This window comes from Vibrio coralliilyticus (assembly GCF_024449095.1).
GTDB lineage: Bacteria > Pseudomonadota > Gammaproteobacteria > Enterobacterales > Vibrionaceae > Vibrio > Vibrio coralliilyticus_A.
Genome location: NZ_CP024628.1, coordinates 1,236,882 through 1,256,757 on the forward strand (window position 1 = coordinate 1,236,882; position 19,876 = coordinate 1,256,757).

At 43.7% G+C, this 19,876-nt stretch carries 15 protein-coding genes; 3 read left to right on the forward strand and 12 right to left on the reverse strand.

Annotation, left to right across the window (positions count from 1 at the left end; translation table 11 throughout):
- Positions 1-426 precede the first annotated feature (426 nt).
- Both glgX and CTT30_RS21095 read left to right on the forward strand, forming a co-directional pair.
- Positions 427-2,376, forward strand: coding sequence for a glycogen debranching protein GlgX (gene glgX, locus CTT30_RS21090; RefSeq protein WP_252036905.1), 1,950 nt, complete (start codon positions 427-429; stop codon positions 2,374-2,376).
- 113 nt (positions 2,377-2,489) lie between these two features.
- Positions 2,490-3,353 carry a glycerol kinase gene (locus CTT30_RS21095; RefSeq protein WP_239864563.1) on the forward strand — a complete coding sequence of 288 codons (864 nt, stop codon included), beginning with the start codon at positions 2,490-2,492 and terminating at the stop codon, positions 3,351-3,353.
- Between the two features lie 39 nt (positions 3,354-3,392).
- Here CTT30_RS21095 and CTT30_RS21100 read toward each other — a convergent pair whose 3' ends face one another.
- Complete coding sequence (locus tag CTT30_RS21100) at positions 3,393-6,242, reverse strand: beta-prism lectin domain-containing protein (protein WP_252036906.1); 2,850 nt, start codon at positions 6,240-6,242, stop codon at positions 3,393-3,395.
- Between the two features lie 268 nt (positions 6,243-6,510).
- Between CTT30_RS21100 and CTT30_RS21105 the strand changes: the two genes are divergently transcribed.
- Positions 6,511-7,725 carry a right-handed parallel beta-helix repeat-containing protein gene (locus CTT30_RS21105; protein ID WP_252036907.1) on the forward strand — a complete coding sequence of 405 codons (1,215 nt, stop codon included), beginning with the start codon at positions 6,511-6,513 and terminating at the stop codon, positions 7,723-7,725.
- 32 nt (positions 7,726-7,757) lie between these two features.
- Here the strand turns inward: CTT30_RS21105 and CTT30_RS21110 are convergent, their stop codons facing one another.
- The 11 genes from CTT30_RS21110 to wecB form a co-directional block, all read right to left on the reverse strand.
- Positions 7,758-8,576 carry an RbmA family biofilm matrix protein gene (locus CTT30_RS21110; protein WP_252036908.1) on the reverse strand — a complete coding sequence of 273 codons (819 nt, stop codon included), beginning with the start codon at positions 8,574-8,576 and terminating at the stop codon, positions 7,758-7,760.
- A gap of 195 nt (positions 8,577-8,771) precedes the next feature.
- The gene (locus CTT30_RS21115) at positions 8,772-9,503 is read right to left on the reverse strand and encodes a WecB/TagA/CpsF family glycosyltransferase (protein ID WP_286037074.1); all 732 of its coding nucleotides are present in this window, start codon (positions 9,501-9,503) and stop codon (positions 8,772-8,774) included.
- Positions 9,500-10,666 (reverse strand): aspartate-semialdehyde dehydrogenase, encoded by a 1,167-nt coding sequence (locus tag CTT30_RS21120; RefSeq protein WP_239835497.1) that lies wholly within the window; start codon positions 10,664-10,666, stop codon positions 9,500-9,502. The genes CTT30_RS21115 and CTT30_RS21120 overlap by 4 nt, the downstream gene beginning before the upstream one ends.
- Complete coding sequence (locus tag CTT30_RS21125; RefSeq protein WP_286037075.1) at positions 10,663-11,772, reverse strand: glycosyltransferase family 4 protein; 1,110 nt, start codon at positions 11,770-11,772, stop codon at positions 10,663-10,665. Before CTT30_RS21125 ends, CTT30_RS21120 begins: the two co-directional genes overlap by 4 nt.
- Complete coding sequence (locus CTT30_RS21130) at positions 11,748-13,076, reverse strand: phenylacetate--CoA ligase family protein (protein ID WP_252036909.1); 1,329 nt, start codon at positions 13,074-13,076, stop codon at positions 11,748-11,750. The genes CTT30_RS21125 and CTT30_RS21130 overlap by 25 nt, the downstream gene beginning before the upstream one ends.
- Before the next feature lie 11 nt (positions 13,077-13,087).
- Positions 13,088-13,588, reverse strand: a complete 501-nt coding sequence (locus CTT30_RS21135) for a serine O-acetyltransferase (protein ID WP_239835500.1) — start codon at positions 13,586-13,588, stop codon at positions 13,088-13,090.
- Positions 13,581-14,825, reverse strand: a complete 1,245-nt coding sequence (locus CTT30_RS21140; protein ID WP_252036910.1) for a VpsF family polysaccharide biosynthesis protein — start codon at positions 14,823-14,825, stop codon at positions 13,581-13,583. Before CTT30_RS21140 ends, CTT30_RS21135 begins: the two co-directional genes overlap by 8 nt.
- Entirely contained in the window at positions 14,815-16,245 is a 1,431-nt protein-coding gene (locus tag CTT30_RS21145) for an oligosaccharide flippase family protein (RefSeq protein WP_252036911.1), read from the reverse strand. Before CTT30_RS21145 ends, CTT30_RS21140 begins: the two co-directional genes overlap by 11 nt.
- Positions 16,242-17,378 (reverse strand): VpsD family glycosyltransferase, encoded by a 1,137-nt coding sequence (locus CTT30_RS21150; RefSeq protein ID WP_252036912.1) that lies wholly within the window; start codon positions 17,376-17,378, stop codon positions 16,242-16,244. Before CTT30_RS21150 ends, CTT30_RS21145 begins: the two co-directional genes overlap by 4 nt.
- 62 nt (positions 17,379-17,440) lie before the next feature.
- Positions 17,441-18,682: a UDP-N-acetyl-D-mannosamine dehydrogenase VpsB gene (gene vpsB, locus CTT30_RS21155; protein ID WP_239835504.1), complete on the reverse strand. Its 1,242-nt coding sequence runs from the start codon at positions 18,680-18,682 to the stop codon at positions 17,441-17,443.
- A 17-nt stretch (positions 18,683-18,699) separates the two neighbouring features.
- Positions 18,700-19,818, reverse strand: a complete 1,119-nt coding sequence (gene wecB / locus CTT30_RS21160; RefSeq protein ID WP_239835505.1) for a non-hydrolyzing UDP-N-acetylglucosamine 2-epimerase — start codon at positions 19,816-19,818, stop codon at positions 18,700-18,702.
- Positions 19,819-19,876 lie beyond the last annotated feature (58 nt).

A 19,876-nucleotide genomic window follows, 5' to 3' on the forward strand; every position in this document is an offset into this window, starting at 1 on the left:
ATTCTTTTAGCTCACTCGTTGAATCGCTCTGAAAAGGCAGGAACAGAACCCATCAAAAAGAGAGGTAAGATGGGCCAAGCTATATCGCCTAAACCCCATTTGCTTCAACTGCTGACAAGATTACCGATAAGGCTCAAGGCTGACTTCCTCCACCTAACACTTATTTTGGGGGGATGAGAAGGGATGAGAAGAATAACCGAACGCCGTACATTAGGCTTATGTCACAAATATAAGGGGGAGGAGGTATAAGATTCTTTTATAGCTTCCTCACAAAACGTCACATAGCTCACCTTTTACACAAAAAGGCACCTTCAATTTGAAATAAAATTACATTTTTATTTTATACATAAGGTTCTTGACGTCTTAACAACAAAGCTATTTACTTAGTTCCAGTTACTAAATTACAAGCGTATAAAGCGATTAACCATGCCGTTCTCTCGCCCCTATCCTCTTGGCGCTACATTAAATCACGAAGGTTGTAACTTCGCGGTTTATGCTCCTAAGAATAAAGATCTCTTGCTGGCTCTGTTTGATGAAAGCAATCATTACCAAACCTATCCGTTGGAAAATGAATATGCAGGAATAAAACACACCTTCGTTCCCGGTATAAAAGCCGGTCAGAAATACGGATTCATTATTGTTGAAAAAGGAAAAGCGCACTTAATTTCAGATCCTTATGCAAAATCGCTGGATAAACCTCTTTTTTATTCCATTCCCTTTAATTCAGCGAAAAGTTTTGAATTATCAAAATGTGTGGTGACCGATGACCAGTTCGACTGGCAAGGTGTCAATAGACCACATCGTCCACGTGAAGAAATGGTGCTGTTTGAAACCCACGTGAAAGGGGTGACTAAACTCCACCCAGACGTACAACCAGAGCACCAAGGCCGATACCTTGGACTAGTCAGTGAAGCGATGCTTGCGTTTTATAAGCAGCAAAACATCAATACTTTGCAATTACTTCCTATTGCAGCTTGTATGCATGAAGCTCACTTACTCAAGATGGATAAGGTGAATTATTGGGGCTATAACCCTTACGTGTTTATGGCGCCCGATCCACGCTACGCCGCCCAAGATGCAGTAACTGAGCTAAAAACAACGATTAGAGAGCTGCACCGACATGGTATCGAGGTCATTCTCGATGTGGTGTACAACCATACTGCTGAAGGGGATGCGCAAGGCCCAGTCTTTAATCTAAAAGCGCTAGATGAGCATTATTACGTTAAACATGCGGGGCATTACGCCAACTATACCGGCTGTGGGAATACCCTCGATTTGTCATATCAACCGACTCTCAATTTGGTCATGGATACACTCAGATACTGGGTTGAAGAGTATCAAATTGATGGTTTTCGTTTCGATCTTGCCGCGACGTTAGGTCGGGAAGGAGAACACTTCAATGCCAATTCAGGGTTCTTCAAGGCAGTAGCTCAAGACCCAGTTCTTAAAGAGGTGAAACTGATCGCTGAGCCCTGGGATATCGGCCCAAATGGTTATCAGGTGGGCAATTTCCCATTGGGTTGGAATGAGTGTAACGATAGATTACGCGATATTACCCGCAGTTTTTGGCGTGGTGATCAAGGCTACCTCAAAGAATTTGCCACCCGTCTAATGGGCTCTCGTGATCTTTACAGTGCGGCTAACTGGCCGTACAAACTCACCGTGAACTACATTACTTATCATGACGGTTTCTCTATGCAAGATCTGGTGTCTTACCGCCAAAAACACAATGAAGCTAATGGAGAACAGAACCGTGACGGCCATGGCGATAATCGCTCTGACAACTATGGTGTAGAAGGTGAAACCGAGAACCCTATCATCACAGAAAAAAGAGAAAAGCAAAAACGCAATTTTATGGCCAGCTTGCTGTTTGCTTTCGGCATTCCGCATATCCTGACAGCTGACGTGCTCTCGCATAGCCAAAAAGGCAACAATAATGCCTATTGTCAGGATAACGAATTAAGTTGGTTGAATTGGCAAACTTCGCCCGAAAAAGACGAATTCAAAGCTTGGTTAGCCAACATGGTTCAAGCCCGCCAAACTTATATGGTGCCATTTATCCGCGCATTCAGTGGTGAGAACAGAAATGATAACCGAATCCACTGGCGTCGTATTGACGGTACTTTCATGGAACACGATGATTGGAATCAGCTCAGCTCCGTTGCCTTGCAGCTCGGTATTGGACAACATGGCGACGAGTTGTTCTATTGCATCAACCAAACCAACGCTCCGGCACGATTAACACTACCAAGCGACAATGGACAGCAATGGACCATGGTCTGCAATACTGACAACCATGATCTCCACCAGACGATTGATCACAAGCAGGTACTTATTGCACCGGCTTCAATGGCTATCTTCCACGCAAAAGCTTAATTGGACGCAGTTCTGATGATCATTTATCAGAACTGCAACTATCTGCTTGAATAGATTTCCTTTTTCTCAAAGAATAACCTTACGCTAGTCAAACTGGCTGAGGAGGAAATAGAGTGAACAAAATCTCAACCACAGCTCTTGCAAAATTACGAGAGATCGAGCCAAAACAGTTGTTTCAAGATCTCAAGCTGGCGGGCTATATCAATCGTTCTGATGAAGCATGGGTATTGACGGAGCTCGGTCGAACGTTTGGTGGTGAATATGCTCAGCATCAAAAGTTTGGCCAATTCATTATATGGCCAGAAAACCTCCTGATTAATACAGTAGCCACTAGTGGTAAACCTCTCAGCGCGACTCAAATCGGGGAGCGATTCTCGCTCAGCGCTAAGAAAATCAACCAGCTTCTTCAGGAATTAGGCTGGCTGCAAAAAATGGATACGGGTTGGGAGGTAACGGCAAATGGCCTCAAAGTCGGTGGATATCAACGCCATGACAAAGAAAGTGGAAATCATTTTGCTGTTTGGCATGACTCAATTGTCCGCAACAAGCGTCTCAAACAATCAGTCATCGAGTTTTCAGGTCTGGATGCTGAAGCGCATGCTACCGATAAATCAATATCCAGCTTCCGGCAGAAATTCGAAGCCAAACACCGAACGCTAGATGGACATTATGTGCGATCTAAGGGAGAGCTCAAGATCGACAACTGGCTTTATATGAATGGCATCGTGCATGCGTATGATCGCCAATTACCGATTGATGAAGATGTGCTAAGCGATTTTTACTTACCGACTGGCAAAGTCTATTTACAATTTTGGGGACGCGATAATGGCGATTTCCCTGAGAATAAGAAAGCCGATATCAAGCGTATATATCACGAGCACCAATTTGACTTAATTGAAGTGATGCCTGAAGACATCGACCACCTTGATGATGTGCTTCCCGCGAAATTAAGAGAGTTTGGCATTACTGCCTATTAAAAAAACGCCTCACATGTGTGAGGCGTTTTCATCAAACTATCAGTTCAATTCAAACTGAATAGCGTCAATCAGCCAACCTGCAGTCCATGCATTGATGGCTTTAATTTGCTTCCCTTGAGGGACCTCGAATGTTTCAACCTTGATTGGCGATGCATAACCTTTCGAGCCCATCATGACTGAAGAGCCATCTTTGAACTTAAATTTAAGTGCAACGATATGGTTACCTCCCCAATAGTAATGACCTGAAGACACTTCAATACTCTTAACTTTGCTCAGATCAACGGGGTGACGTAGTGCTCCACCATGTCCACCAATAAGCGCATTAAGTTCTGTACCAACAGCATCAATCGCAAGACCAGAACGTACGTAAAGTACATCACTTGTCGTCACTTCCGCTTTTTGAACATCACCATTCGGATAACCAAAGATCGGAGAGAATTCCGTTTTACCCGCACGTAGCGTGCTTGAGCGGTAAGTGTTGTGGCTTAACCAACTTGGCTGATACGTCTCAGGAATTTGTCCAGCCTGAGTGATATTAGTCAGGTTGAACGAGTGCTGGTTCCAAATACGTGTCGCGTTTGTCCATGGCTTATCAGCTTGAGCAGACTGATACACATATACGCCCTTGTTAATGTTGTATTTGCTGTCGTAGTTGTTGGCTACCACAATCAGTTCAGCATTATCGTCACCCTCTAGGTCTGCAACGATTGGGTATTCCCACAAGGTTCCAGTCGAGTTATCGATCACAGCAAGCTCTTTACCTGTCTGACCATCAAGGATACGCACTTTGAAATGGTCCTGAACAAGCACTTCATCGATGCCATCAGCATCAAAGTCGTAAGCAGATACCCCTATCTTGCCACTACCGATATCATCGTTTTCAACCGACCAAACCAGCTCACCTTTTGCGTTGTACATGTCTACGGCTTTATAGCCTGCGTACACGATACCGATGCTGTCAGTACCTACTGACGTAGCCGTCTCAAACTGAACGCCTTCTACCAGCCAACCTTGTGACCACACATTCACACCCGTAACACTCTCACCTTCAGGAAGAACAAAGCGTTTCGTTTGCAGATGGTAGCCATAGTTTTTCGATCCCAACATGACTGAGGAGCCATTCTTCAGAGAAAACTCCATGGCCAGAAGGTGGCGACCACCCCAGAAGTACTTACCGTAAGTGACGTCAATAGCTGTCACTTGCGAAAGATCGATAGGATCGCGAAGCGCTCCACCGTTACCGCCGATCGTGTTATGGGCTTCAGTACCAATCGCATCGATAGCCGCGCCAGAACGAACATAGAGCAAGTTTTCATCGCTAACTTGTGCCGACTCCATATTGCCTTTCTCATAACCAAAGACTTCTGATTGCTGAGTCACTGACTCACTGTAAGCCGCTAGGAAACTTGAAACCGCTTGAACACCACCGCCAGGATTGTTCTCATTGGTTATTTCCCACTTGGTTGAACCATCATGTTCCAATACCGCCAGAGAGCTCTTTTGTGCAGACGAGTAGCTTGCCGGAACAGAAACCACCAATTCTGGATGCTTGTCTGAATCTAGATTCACCAATGAAGAGAACCAAACTTTGTCAGCAGCACTGTACTGCCAGTCAACAGCGCCTGAGCTTTGGAATAAAGTGCCGTCGGCAAAGACTTCCTGACTATTATCACCATCAAAGTCACCACTGATTGACGCTGGAGACCAGTTATGACTAAACACTGGCTGACCAGATTCATAATCGTAAACGCCATCAGCAGACAGAATTTCGATATCACCATCACCATCCAAATCGGCTAAAGCGATGTCACCCACCGTTTTCCAGCCAGATTCAACCGTCGCAATCTGCTTCTTCACATTACCATGATTATCAAGCACCTGGATGAAATCGCTGCCAGTACTGGTTGTGACAATTTCCACGATACCATCGTGATCTAAGTCTGCAACTGCAGGACTGTAACGAGCATCAGCAACAACACCGCCGTTATCATAGCTCCATAGCTCTGAGCCATCCACACCGCTCAGCGCACGAACTAAACCACCACGTGAGTAATTGCGACCTTCAAACGATACAATAATCACATCAGCGACATCTTGGTTATCGATTCGGCCGTCACCATTGTCGTCGTTAAGCTGACCGGTTACTGGCGTGACCATTACCTGATCTGACTCAGGCTTAAAGCTGCTGCCTTGCCAAGACCATTTCAGTTCAGTTTCAATTTTTTTATCTGGTTCTGAATAAGCAAGAACTCGCATCGAACGAGGGTTAGAAAAATCTAGGATCTCACCGTTGTAAGCCTTCACTGACTCAAGCTGAGTATTTGACTTGTAACCGCCAAACACCGCTAAGCGATTGTAAGAAAGGTTATCCCAGTCACTTAGCATCACACCAAGTCCCTCTGGAGCACGCACCTCTACTTCATGACCTTTGATGTACTCTGGTAATGAGTAACCAGAACGTTGACCTTCTTTTAGACAGTAACGTTCATTATTCTCTAGGCTGACAATACACGCCTCTGGGTATTGCTCAGACGCCAATACTCGCATCGAACGAGGCTTAGAAAAGTCTAAGTAACGACCATTATACGCTTTCACATTTTTAAGTTGTTCGTTTGACGTATAAGTGTCAAAAACGGCAAGTCTGTTGTATGACAGGTTATCCCAGTCACTCAACATAACGGAAACACCACTCGGTGCGAGTACATCGACCGGGTGCGCATAAATCCAATTTGGAAGTGAATAACCTGAGCGCTCTCCCGCTTTAAGGCAATACTTCTCCCCCGACTGCTGACTGATAATGCATCCCATAGGTTCGGAAGCATAGGCAGGCAAGCTTATGTTGGCTAAGGCAAATGAGCCAAATACCACTGCTAATAATTTACGTTCCATTTAGAACACCCTTCGCTGATTTGTTGCCAAATTAATGTATTGCTCAAGACTGGCGTAATTCTCCCGTTACGTTGCTTCACCCAGAAATAAGCGGTTAGATTGTTTCGCGCAGATTATCTGTATGTAATTTGCTCTGTTCAACAATTCAGCGAGAAGAACATGACTCAATAATGAGACATCTTAGAAACGAGACATTTAAAGTGGGATATCGCTTCATTTAACAGACAAAAGATAAAAACTTTTATCTCAGTATCCAACGACGTATAGAATGGCAACCATAATTCGAGAAAACGTACCGACGCCTAAGCTAGGTCAGTTTATTATGCAAATACCGTTATTTATCATTGCCGTCCTTTTCGCACTACCCGCCCTATCTCAGGATAAAGTGTATCGGCTGGATCACTTTGGTGCGATTAGCAATGACTCCCAAGACGATAGCCAAGCGATTCAAACTGCTCTATCTTCTCTCAATCCTGGAGATATTTTGGTTATACCTGAAGGCATCTATGATGTGTGTCAAACCCTGTATTTAACGAATACCAAACAAATTTCTTTAATTGGCAGCCAAGGGGCAATCTTACGTAAATGTTCTGACTTTAGTGGCGAATATTTACTGTACATCAAAGAGACTCAAAAGGTGTTCATTGGGGGGATTCATTTCATCGGCCTCAATAACGGCAATATAACACAAGTCTGGGGAGAGCAAGGGGTTTACCTTGCCAGTACCTCCGACTCTCACCTATCCAATAATACTTTTGAAAATTTTGGCGACGCTGCATTAAGGGTGACAACCGGGCCTAACCCAACGGACTCACTATCACAAAACGCCACCTTATTCGCCAATACATTTCGCAACTGCAGTCAGGTAACCACGACTCAAGCGACTCAAGGTTCTAGCGCTCCAGGTACGCAAAACATCACTTTCGAATATAACTTGTTTCAGGCTTGTACCCTCAAGTTATCAAGCCGGAAAGAGGTTCAAGGCGCCCTTGTTTATCACAATACTTTTAAGGAGATAAACAGTACCGCATTAGAGTTAAGTTATTACTCGAATGTATCAGTAAAAGATAATAATTTTGACGATATTACAGGGTTTATTATGAACGTTTACCCTAATACACGAGCAGAACAACCAGTATATTGGGGGAATATTGAATTTCACAATAATGACATATCAAATAGTACAATGGGGATCAGGCTACAAAGCTTTACATCTAATGAGTCTCCAACCAAATCAGTAGAAAACATTTCTATTTCTTACAATCGATTCAGCAATGTAACTTGTGAAAATATAAGCGAAGAAAAGTATAAAAAAATAATCAGAACTTATAGCCAGAATAGTAGTTACTCATTTGATAACATCAATATTATTGGTAACGAATATGATGAAGAGTCCGGTTGTGATTTTTTATCTATTGATATGTCATCTGAAAATATCAATATTGAAGAGAACAAGAAAAAAATAATAGTCGGTGAGAATTAAGCCCTGAAAATCAGGGCTTAGTAAGATAAAGGTTAGTCAATAATAGCAGTATCACCTTTGTATACTTTAATAGCGCCTTCGACACGTTTGCCACTGTCTACATCATACAGTTGAGGCACGATAGTATATTCACCATCTGGGTAACTAGCATCTAAAGTAAATCCACGGATAATGCTCAGCTCATCAAAAGCTGGCACTGACTTAAGTATGCGAGCATGGACAGGGATAGCCAAACCATCAGGACCGATTGCGGTTACCCAAAACTCAATATTCGCGGCTTCTTCTCTGGTATTTTGAGCTTGTAGATCAAGAATCAAATAACCGCCTTCGCTTGGGTACACGGTGTCGTTCACAGCAAATGCTTCAAGTATTAAGCCATCAATAGCCGCTGGCTGTTCAAGGCTCACACCCTTGGCAAAGGTCTCTGATTTAGAGAAACTTTTTCCTGTTTCGACATTTACACCTTCAACAGAAACTTGATACAAACCATCGTCCATATATTCTCGAACCCAAATACCGCGTTCAATATGAAGAGCTGAGCCTTCTTCAATATTTTCACTATCGAATTCAGAACTACTTAAACCAACAACTGACTTAGCAGGAAATACAATACCTTTAGGTCCTTTAACCGAAACCCAGTATTTAAGGTCAGCGTCATCTCCACCAATATTGGTTAAGTCAATACTTGCAGATAAATAACCACCTTCTGTTGGTACTTGGCTTTTAGAAAGTTGAATTTGTGCATCAAGAAGAAATTCTTCATTCTCTGATTGATTATCTGCAGCAAATACAGACAAAGAAGTGCTCAACGCTATACTACCCGAAAGTAGAGCGGCAATTAGTTTTTTCATTTTCACACCAGAATGTTAGTAAAAAGGATTATTAGTACAACAGAACAAAGCGTAACAACTGAGTGTTTTACATTCAATTTAAAAACTAAGTATATTTATAGTATTCATTATACTTATTAATCAAAGACAAAGTTTTCAGTTGTTACACAAAAAGAGTGATACAAGTCACAAGACAAAGAGAGAGGGGGAGATTGATTATTTACCCCAACGCTCTTTCAATAATAAAAAAGCAAATTTTGAGTTTGTGACCAAATAACGTTTCCACATCCTTCTCGGTTCCTGAATAACACGGTATAACCACTCAAGCCCTGCATTTTGCATCCATGCTGGAGCTCGATTGACTTTGCCCGCCACGACATCAAATGTGCCGCCAACACCCATAACGAAATCAACACCCAGCTCATCTTGCCACTTATTAATAAAGTTTTCCTTCTTAGGTGATGTAATGGCGACAAACAGCAACTTTGCTCCTGAGTCTTTAACCTTCTTCACCAGAGCGGCTTCGTCATCCCAAAAATACCCATGGTGGTATCCCGCAATATTAAGATTTGGATGATTGCTTTTCATAATCTGAGCGGTTTTTTCGACCACCTCTTGCTTGGCACCAAGGAAAAAAACTGGAAACGCCTCTTTCTCCGCCATAGCATTCAACTCATAAAATAAATCAACGCCAGCCACTCGTTCTGGGATCTGATGTCCAACAAACCTAGCTCCCCAGACAACACCCATCCCATCGATATTGATGATGTCACACTCAGTCACCGATTGAGCCAGTTCTTGATCCTTCTTCATGTTCACCAATTTAGCGACATTAACGACTACATGCTGAGTAAATTCACCGGTTTCAATACGACCTTTAATCGCTTCAACCGTTTCAGACATAGTCATGGTGTCCATTGGGCTGCCTAGAAAAGTTACTCGGCTCACGATTTATCTCCTTTGTGATTCTTTAAATAAACACTCATCGACAGGTACATCCAAGCCTGAGTCCAACGTACATAATTAATTGCGTTGGTTGCACGTGCACTCTTTTGATAAACGAATTGTTTCTTGTCTGAAAGGTAAAGCTCTGCAATTGACCAATTGAGCACTTTGCCTGCCATGTCTACATCTTCCTGCTCTCCTCCAACCTTGATCAAAGTGATCACCGCCTGCGCGACTGAGTGTGGATCAAGAGGGTAACGATTATTGTGGTAATACTTTGCCGTCCCATCAGCTTCAAAAAGATGCGTTTTGTAGTAAGCCATGCCATGATCAATTGACTCGTCAAATTCATCGGTTTGCAACGCGCACTTAAGCTCGTACAAAGCTTCCAAATTGTAACCAGTATGAAAGCCATCAATAAATTGGTGATGGCTACGTGCGCCATACACCCAACTGCCATCAGGTGACTGCTCTTTCACACTTTGCCAAGCAACCGATCGAGCTAACTCACGATATTCATTGTTCTCGGTCTCGGATGCGACAAAGCCAACCCAAGCAGCGGCCCACAAGCTCGCGTTGTGAACAAATGCTTTTTCTCCAGGAATATAAGCAAAAAACTGTCTTTGCTGATCTTTTGTATAAAGGTGTTCAACAATAAATTTGGCGCTGGAACAGGCGGTATCCACGTATTTTTGCTTATTGGTCAATTTACCGAGATCAAATAATGCTCGGCTGACGTAAATTGTCGATATAACGTTGGGTTTGCCTTTAGGTACGAAAAATGCCCTCGCTTTCCAATCAAAGTGATATCCCCAACATGATGCTCCCCATGTCTCGCGACAACATTGATTCTCTAGCAACCAATCAGCCAGTTTCTCAGCCTCTTTAAGCAAATGCTTCTCCTGGGTCACTTGGTACTGCTCCAACATCCCAGAAATAAACAATGCAACCCCTTTAGGGTTACGCTTCTTAGGTACCCCAAGAAGATGGCGCATATTGATGTTCGAGCGTTTGAACATCTGAATCCATGCAAGGCCAAATAGCGAATTGCGCAAACGTGGAAACACATCAAAGAGACGAGCGTTTAGACCATCAAATGGATCATAACCCGCAAAATCATTGCTTGAAGCATCAGCTAACAAGCAACGCTGAATATCAGTGATCATGCGCGACTCCTTTGGATAAGCACGGCATCATAAATACGTTGCACTTGAGGAATAATGGCTTGAACAGAAAAATGCTCATCGAATTTCTGTTTTGCGTTCTGGGTATAGTATTGGTTCATTTCTTGGTTGTTCAGTAGTTCAATAAGTGCATCGGCTAAGGCGTCTACATCACCCGCATCGACAAGAAGACCTTCCTTGCCGTTGGCAATTGCATCCGGAATACCACCTGCATACGTCGATACCACGGCAATTCCAGCCGACATGGCCTCCAATACGCCCATTGGAAAACCTTCGTTGTAGCTCGGCAAACAGTAGATTTGGGTCCGCTGCAGCACATCGAGTTTGTGTTGACCCGAGACCCAACCTAAGAATTCCACTTGTGCTTCCAATCCCAAATCCCGTGCCATTGCGCGGTACTTCTCAACCTCACCATCTCCCCCAATCAATAGCTTGACGTTAGGGCATTGCTGTTTGACTCGCACCATCGCGGTTAGCAGATCTTGGATCCCTTTTCGCTCACCCACTCTGCCAAGGAAGCTAATCACAGGTGAAGGGTTAGCTTTAGCGGGAAGTTCAAGTGATGGAACAGCGTTGTATACCAATTGGAAATGCTCTGAGCGGGTAAAAGTCGCTCGCGCCCAATCTATCCATTGAGAAGAAAGGACAATCACCACATCCGCCATTTCAAATGTGTCACGTATGTGTTTCTGCCTCTTCTCATCGCATTCATTGGCGTAAAAATCACGAAACTCTGCACCGTGCAAATGCAAAATCACTTTACCGCCGAGGACTTTAATCAACCTAACTAGTAATGCTTTTCGTAAGTAGCTACCTCGTGAAGCAACATGAATATGTGCCAACCCCACTCGGTAAAAAACAAAGTAATAAATGACTTTAACTAGCGCGCTGAGATAACGCATCAGTGCGCCCAAAGAACCAAAACGATTGTTAGTAGAATGCGTTGCGATCAAACGAACGGCATTATCAGACAGAAAGCCTGCTTGTTGATAAACATTCAGCACAGTAGCAATGCCACCTTGTCCTTTAATGTCAGTCGCAATAGTTAGATTGATGTTCTTTTTCAACTCTGGCTCTCCACACTGCATATCGCCTGACGCACCTTGCCATTTTTCGTTCTCGGTAATGCACTCACTTGATGCACCTCGACTTGTAGGCTTTGTCCAACTCGTTCCTGAGTATTAAGGATCAATTGCTGCTCCTGCTGAACTGTAAATTTAGTTTGATCAACCACAGCGAGCACTTTGATTAAATGCGCTTTGTCTTGAACAAATTGGCAACTGATTAACCCTTCTACCCCTTTAGGAATATGGTTGAGAATATGAATTTTCTGACCATCTTCTCCAAGCAGATAGTCACCAACCCGCCCTTCAATTTTTTTAATTACAGGGTAAGTTCTGCCACATGAGCAACGTTGATTTTCGGCCAAAACAACGTGGTCACCTGTACGGTAGCGAACCAGAGGATAGAGGGCATTATTGTAGTTAGTGCCCACGATCTCATGTTTACCCTCTTCCGTTTGTAGGAATTCAACATGAGAGTAATCTGAAATGAGGTGGTAATGACCGTACTCACAGCTGCCTATCGCAGCAACACGCTCAAATAGCCCATACCAATCAAAGACCTTGCATCGAAAACGTTTTTCTATCACTTGGCGATCTTCATCAGACAAAGATTCAGAGGAAGTGACAATCGACTTTAACTGACCTTTGTAATACTCATCTTTGCTATCCAGAAACTTGGCTAACGTAGCAATAGAAGATGGGTATGCTTGGATTATGTCTACGCCATAATCCTCCATCGCTTTGAGATAACTCGGAATCGCATCTGACGTGAGGTGGAACGACGACATGACAATCATGTTTTCAAAGATAGAATAACGCCAATAAGGCCCCTCTTTCTGCGATAACGGCACAACCATATCGCCTCGGATCCAAGCTCGCTTATCGCCTTTCTGGTATCCTGCCCACTCTAGGTGACGAGAGACAAAAGCTTGTTCTCTGAGAACTGAGTCGAGGTCTTGAGGGATAGAAAGAGGTGTCCCAGTCGTACCACTGGTGCTGCCTTTCACCGTCACTTTAGGGTTCAAACTTGTGTTAAGGAAGGCATTCGGTGAGGCTTTGACATCTTGTTTATCAATAAAATCAAACTGGTCTAATTGCTGCTTGTCTCCATAAGCACTCACATCTTTTGCACGCTCTAGAACGGCTTCCAGTTGCTTGTCACAAAATACCTTTAGTGCATCATGAGAATACTCATTTTCTCTCAATTGCTGCTTTAAGCCAGCAATACGACTTTCACTACGAATGGCTCCACGAACTAAGTCACGCAGAGACACCATAATATTTTGAACAAAGACAGGAGACTTCTTGTAAATGGACGAAGTATACACATCAACGCCCTCTAACCACGGGTATCTTGCAAGAAGGGGGCTGTTCCTTCAACATCAGCGCGGTTATCGTGAATGTCATAATCATTATCTTTAACCCAACCGATGATCTTGGCCGGAATCCCCCCAACAATGGCCCCCTCAGGAACACTTTTCGTCACCACACTATTTGCACCGATGATGGCATTATCACCCACAATAATCGGGCCAATTAAAACGGCTCCAGGGCCAATAAATACACGGTCACCCACTCTAGGGACTTCTTTAAATGGTCCTTTACCGACCGTTTTGCATCCAATGCCGATGCTGCACTGCTCACCAATAACCGTTTTGTCATGCAGTGATACGCCGATACCTTTAACGACAAAAAAGCTGCCTTTACCGATATGACATTTAACAGGTACTCGACAGTTATAAAACATGAAAATAAATAACTGGAAAAGCTTGGGAATCAGCGGGACTTTTTTCAGATAAAACCAGCGCGCAATTCGATAAATAGCAATAGCATTAGGCATGTGTGTAACCCGAGTTTAATTGAGAATTCTGAGAATCTACCCACTTTTCACGCAATGATTTGCTTAAATACAGACAGGTGAAAAGTAGTAATAAAGTTGGTGTTTTAGTCGTCAGGGAGTTGTTGGTAATACTGATTACCGCAAACGAAAAAACACTCATTCTTTCAATGAGGTTTCCTGTGACTGCGAAATAGGTTAGTGGCACATACACCACTAAAAACAAAGGAATAGTCCCCACCAAGCCAAAAGTGAATATCCAGCCAATGAGGTAGTTTTCGATCACATTGATACCAATATAAAGCTCAATCGATTCCATCAAGCGATGACTTGCACCTAATAACCACTCTCGGAAACTAAGCTGGTCAATCAGATAGAACACATTTAATCGCGCAGACGCACTACCATCGATATAGAGTTTTGAGGCAATGCGCTCCGTGATACCCGAAGACACCAGCAAATATGCACCAACCCAAAATGCGAAATACCCGATCAGCATAAACAAGGCAATTTTTTGTTTATTGTCTGGAATCCCTTGGGTAATGGCTCTCCACAACATTGGTGCCATGGAAACCGATACCGCACAAATAAAGATAGCCAGCGCCGCTCTCCCTCCAAATGCGAATAATGCGAGCGACACAATCAACATATAAACAAAACTAGGTAGCTTAGTTCTACTTGCCACCAATAGAGCAATGCTGACTGTTACCAAGGCGTTGTTGAGCGGGTGGGTCAAAAAGGCCGTCGAGCGAAAGAATGAAAACTCTTGGAACTCAACATTAACCAGACGGAAATGAAGCATGTACTCCATTACAGCGACAAACGAATTGAGCAATATCAGATAGGCAATCAATTTAAGCAATAAGGATTTTTGATTGTCAGTAAGATAAGCAAGCAATGGGACAATCAAAACTGGCGCCAAAAAAGTATTGATCAGATATGCCATCCCAGATGTGCCGTGTATAGCAAAACCGTAGAGGATCACAAACACATTACACGCCAGCGCCATCAGCCAAAAACGGTAGTAGTTACCCAGCCTCAGTGCAATTCCTTTAATGCCATCAAGCAGAAAAACCAACCCAAAGCCCAAAAGAATTAAGTAAGAGTACAAATGAATCTTAAAGAGAGGTGATCCCCCCTGAGAAACGTAAGGTACCCCAAGGTCCTCTAGCAAGTAACCACCAAGAAGAATTGATGAAGCGATAGCAACAAAGGGCAACAGGTAAATCCTAGACAGCACGCTGACGCCCCCTTAACTTAAGTAGCGAGGTTCTGATCTGGAAACTGTTCAAAAGCAGATGCGTTAAACCATACGCGACTAAAGCAGTCATCACTAAAAGGGCCAAAGTCAACACACTGCTATCCAGCTCAATATATTGCTTAGCTTGAAGTATTGCCAGTGCCATAACCGCTGTCGCAATCATTGTTCGCAACAAGGCTTTAGGTACCGGATAATGATAACCAGCTTTCCAACCTATCCATGCTGTCAGCAACAGTCCAACAAACATAGCTATCACAATACCTATCGCTGCACCTAATGCACCAAATTGTGGAATCAAAGCAAATGCGGCCAAAACTTGGACCAACAAAACAAACGCCATGATCAAAGGCACATACTTGGTCTTCAATGTAAACTGCAAACCATGATCGAAGAAATGTGCACGTAAGTTAAAAAGTAAGGCAGCAGCGGCCACCAAGTAAAACGTCGTCAGATCAACATTCCCATAGGCGTCACCGAGAAAAATACCGACAAGCATCGGCGCTAATAAACACAGACCCGTATACGCCGGTAGACTCAAAGCAATCAGGAACCCACTGTATACTTTGTGTTTAGCGATTAAACGTGTTCGATCTTGAGTAAGCTTGGTGAGTTCTGGATAAAGAGGCAATGCAATAGCCATAAAAACCAGAGCCATAATGCCAAACAAAAGATTCGCAATTGCGGCATATTGTCCCGCTTGCTCAAGCCCGGTGAGGTTAGCAATAAAAATACGATCACTTCTTGCTGCCAATATACCCAGTAAACCAGACAACATAAGCGGTGCGCCGTAAGAAAATAGCGCTTTCTTAGTTTCAGTGTTGGTCGCTACTCTGAGGTGCCACTCTCCAGCTCGAAGGCTGATAACGGCTGCTACCGAATAGCTCATCACTAAAGCAAGTAAAGCCATTTCTAATGCAGGTATAAAAGAGAGCAATACTACTGTCATGACGATTGAGAGGACAGCTTGAGTCATAACAGAACGACGGTAATACCCTGACTCTTGGTTCACGCGTGCATATTCGATCACAAACAAATAGATGACTTTTGCGACGAAAAAAGCATACACAGCAAAAAAGACACGCCACTCAAACACACTCAACAACGCCACTAAGGCAGCAATGACAAAACATGACAAGAGCGTGTTACCGATTAACCAACGCACAAGCGTCGCGCTGATTTGTATCTGTTGGTCCTGTTCAGCGCTTGGGTAAAAACGAATGAGACAGTTGTTTATCCATTGAACTAACACTGAACGTGACGCTTCCACAATGACCATCAACACGGCGAGAAAGCCGTATTCTTCGGGTAACAGAAAACGCGTCTGTATCGCAATAAGTGCGAACAGACTTAAAGCTGAAAGGATCTGAACAGGTGCATAAGTGAGCAGTTTTTTAATCACAACAGCTCTCCATACAGTCTTTGATAGTCATCGACCACTGCCTGTGGTGAAAACTTAGCACTCAGAGACTTTGTATCAACAGCGGGCAAGTTATCTAAAAACTGTAAAACGTTTTGAGCTTCTGATGCCGAGCCATCCGCTAAGGTATAGTGGACACCAGCGTTACGAAAAAACGCCTGCTCCTCCTGTAAAATACCGACTGCAGTAGCGATAACGGGTAAGCCTGACGCTAGCATCTCTAAGGGTACAAGACCGAAAGTCTCTTCACGTGAAAGAAATACCCCGACATCGGACTCAGCGTAGATTTGCTTAATTTGCTCAACATTCATTGGACCCAGCCATGAGATTTTATCCGCTACATTAAGCTCTTCAGCCAACTTGTTTAGCTCTGACACATAGCTCTCATCAACGGGACCAATGATCTTCAGGGCAGCATCAAGACTGGTATTTAGCTGAGCAACTAACTTGATGATCTGATCCACCTGTTTACGTGGAGTAATTAACGAACAAGTCACCAAACGCAGTGAATCTAACTGGAGTCGGTTGGTTTGCTTAAAGTAAACATCATTGACTGGATTCCCTACCTTACGTGCTTTATGGCGCATAGCGTTTGGTAGAGAGTCAAACAAGATATCACCGACATAGGTTAATCGATCAGCAGATCGTAAACTGATAGCAGGTAGCAGGGTTTCAAAAATCAAATCATTTAACCAGCCGCGACTTTTTCTGGCTACCTTTCCTAATGAGTGGAGAGTAATCACTGAACGGTGATTGCGGCTTGGTAGCAGTGGAAGACTCGGTAAATGACTATGGACCACATCGGGCTGGAAACGACGAGCCAACTTACTTAACATCACGTTTTGGAAGACAAATCCAGGTACAGGTACTCCTAATACTTTCCCTTTCTTAGCAATAAAAGTGACATGCGTTTGTTCATTAAGTTGGATTCTTTTATTCAACTCTTGTTTAGAGGCACCCACTTTAATTGCCAGTATTTCATACTGATAACCTTCAGGAGCGTCTAACTCAAGTGACTGAACAACTTGCTGGCAGACAGAATCAACGCCGCCTGCGTTATCGCTTCCCCATTTAAGGGTACTCAATGGCATCACAAGCAGGACTTTTTTCATCATCGAACCTTAGACGAGTTAATTCAGAGAGCGAATGACTTATTTCTTCCGCTCTCTGAAATAGGTCACGCCAAAACACCTCTTGTATCGATTACCACTTTCTTGCTGAATGCGATTTTATCTGCCGCTTTAAACTGCTTGTGATCCACTAACACGACAACTACATTTGCAATTTCAAGCGCGCGCTCTAAGTCCATAAATTCAACACCCGCATCAATCAGATGTTCAGGCAAAGAGGAAATATTTGGTTCAACGGCAATCACTTGTCCAACATCTTCATGCGCCAACTGAGTAGTGATGTCTAGTGCAGGGCTTTCACGCAAATCGTCAATGTCGGCTTTAAAGGCTAGACCTAAACAAGCAATCACAGGCTTCTTAAATTCGTCTGCCGCTTGTTTGACTTGATCAACGACCCAATGAGGCTTGCCGTCATTGACTTGACGAGCTGTCGCAATCACCTTCGCTTCATCAGGACAGCTGTTGACAATAAACCATGGGTCAACAGCGATACAGTGTCCACCAACACCTGGGCCTGGATTAAGGATGTTGACACGAGGGTGGCGGTTAGATAGCTTGATCAATTCCCAAACATTGATCTTAAGCTTTTCACAAATGAGAGAGAGTTCGTTGGCGAAAGCAATGTTTACATCACGGAATGAGTTTTCAGTCAGTTTTGCCATTTCCGCCGTGCGAGAATTCGTGAGAATGCATTCACCGCGCACAAAAGTCTGATAAAGTTCAACTGCACGTTTGTTACAAGCGTCGCTCATACCGCCAATCACACGATCGTTACTGACCAGTTCCTGAAGAACGTAACCCGGTAATACTCGCTCAGGACAATGCGCCACTTTAATATCTGCCGCATCACCACTTTGCTGTGGAAACGTCAGATCAGGTCGCGCTTCTGCAAGCCATCCAGCCATTTTTTCTGTTGCACCGACTGGAGACGTACTTTCTAAAACCACTAAGTTACCTTTCTCTAATACCGGGGCAATTGCCTTTGCTGCACTCTCAATATAGCTAAGATCAGGCTCGTGGTTGTCACCTTTAAACGGTGTAGGTACCGCGACCATAAATGCATCCGCCGCTTCAGGAACGGTTGTCGCCTTAAGCTTGCCTGTCATTACCGCACTACGAACCACGATATCAAGATCTGGCTCTACAATGTGGATTTCACCTTTATTGATGGTATCTACAGCATGCTGGTTGACATCAATACCGATCACTTCAATTCCGCGAGAAGCAATCACCGCAGCCGTTGGCAAACCGATATAGCCTAAACCTACAACTGAAACCTTGTTAAACATCTTGTGTTCCTTAATCTTTAAAGCGCTAAAATATCTGCTATTCTTTGGCAAGCTAGGCCATCACCATACGGATTATGAGCTTGACTCATAGATTCGTATGCGGTCTTATCCGTCAAAAGCTGAGTTAATTCACGGCAAATTAGGTCACTGTCTGTACCGACCAGTTTGACGGTTCCCGCCTCGACAGCTTCTGGCCTTTCTGTGGTATCTCGCATCACTAAAACAGGTTTACCAAGAGATGGTGCTTCTTCTTGTATGCCGCCTGAATCTGTCAAAATGATGTGAGCTTTATTCATCAGATAGACAAACGGGAGATACTGTTGAGGCTCAACTAAATGAATGTTTGGAATGTTCTTAAGCAGGCGATTGACAGGCTCTTGAACGTTAGGATTAAGATGCACAGGATACAAAATTTGGCAGTCTGGGTGGCGTTTAGCTGTGTCGGACAGTGCCTGACAAATACGTTCGAACCCGCCACCAAAGCTTTCTCGCCTGTGACCTGTTACCAAAATCAGCTTCTTGTCTGCTTCCAGCATTGGAAATACGCTGTCTAGCGTGGCTCTGAGATCCGAATCGTTTTCAATCTTATCGCGGATCATAAACAAAGCATCAATAACCGTATTCCCTGTCACGTGAATATCCGTGTCAGCCACATTCTCGTCTACAAGGTTTTGTCGCGAAGTTTTGGTTGGAGCAAAATGGAAATTCGTCAAACAGCCTGTGAGTTTTCGATTGCCTTCTTCAGGCCAAGGAGAGTATATATTTCCTGTACGAAGGCCCGCTTCAACATGGCCAACCTGAATTTGCTGATAATACGAGGCTAGCGTTGCGCCTAAGGTTGTTGCCGTGTCACCGTGAACCAAAACAACATCAGGTTTAAACTCACTAAGTACTCGTTCCATACCAGTTAAGATCTTGGTGGTTACCGTCGTCAGTGTCTGACCCGGCTCCATAATATCGAGATCATAATCAGGCTCGACATGAAAGAGCTCTAACACCTGATGCAGCATTTCTCTGTGCTGACCCGTCACACATACTTTGGTTTCGAATCGAGCGTCACCTTTCATTTGGTGAACCAAAGGCGCCATTTTGATCGCTTCTGGTCGAGTACCAAACGTAATTAAAACCTTTTTCACAACACTTGTTCCCTGAATTAAGCCAAGCATCATTTATCGTCATCGATAAATTTCAATC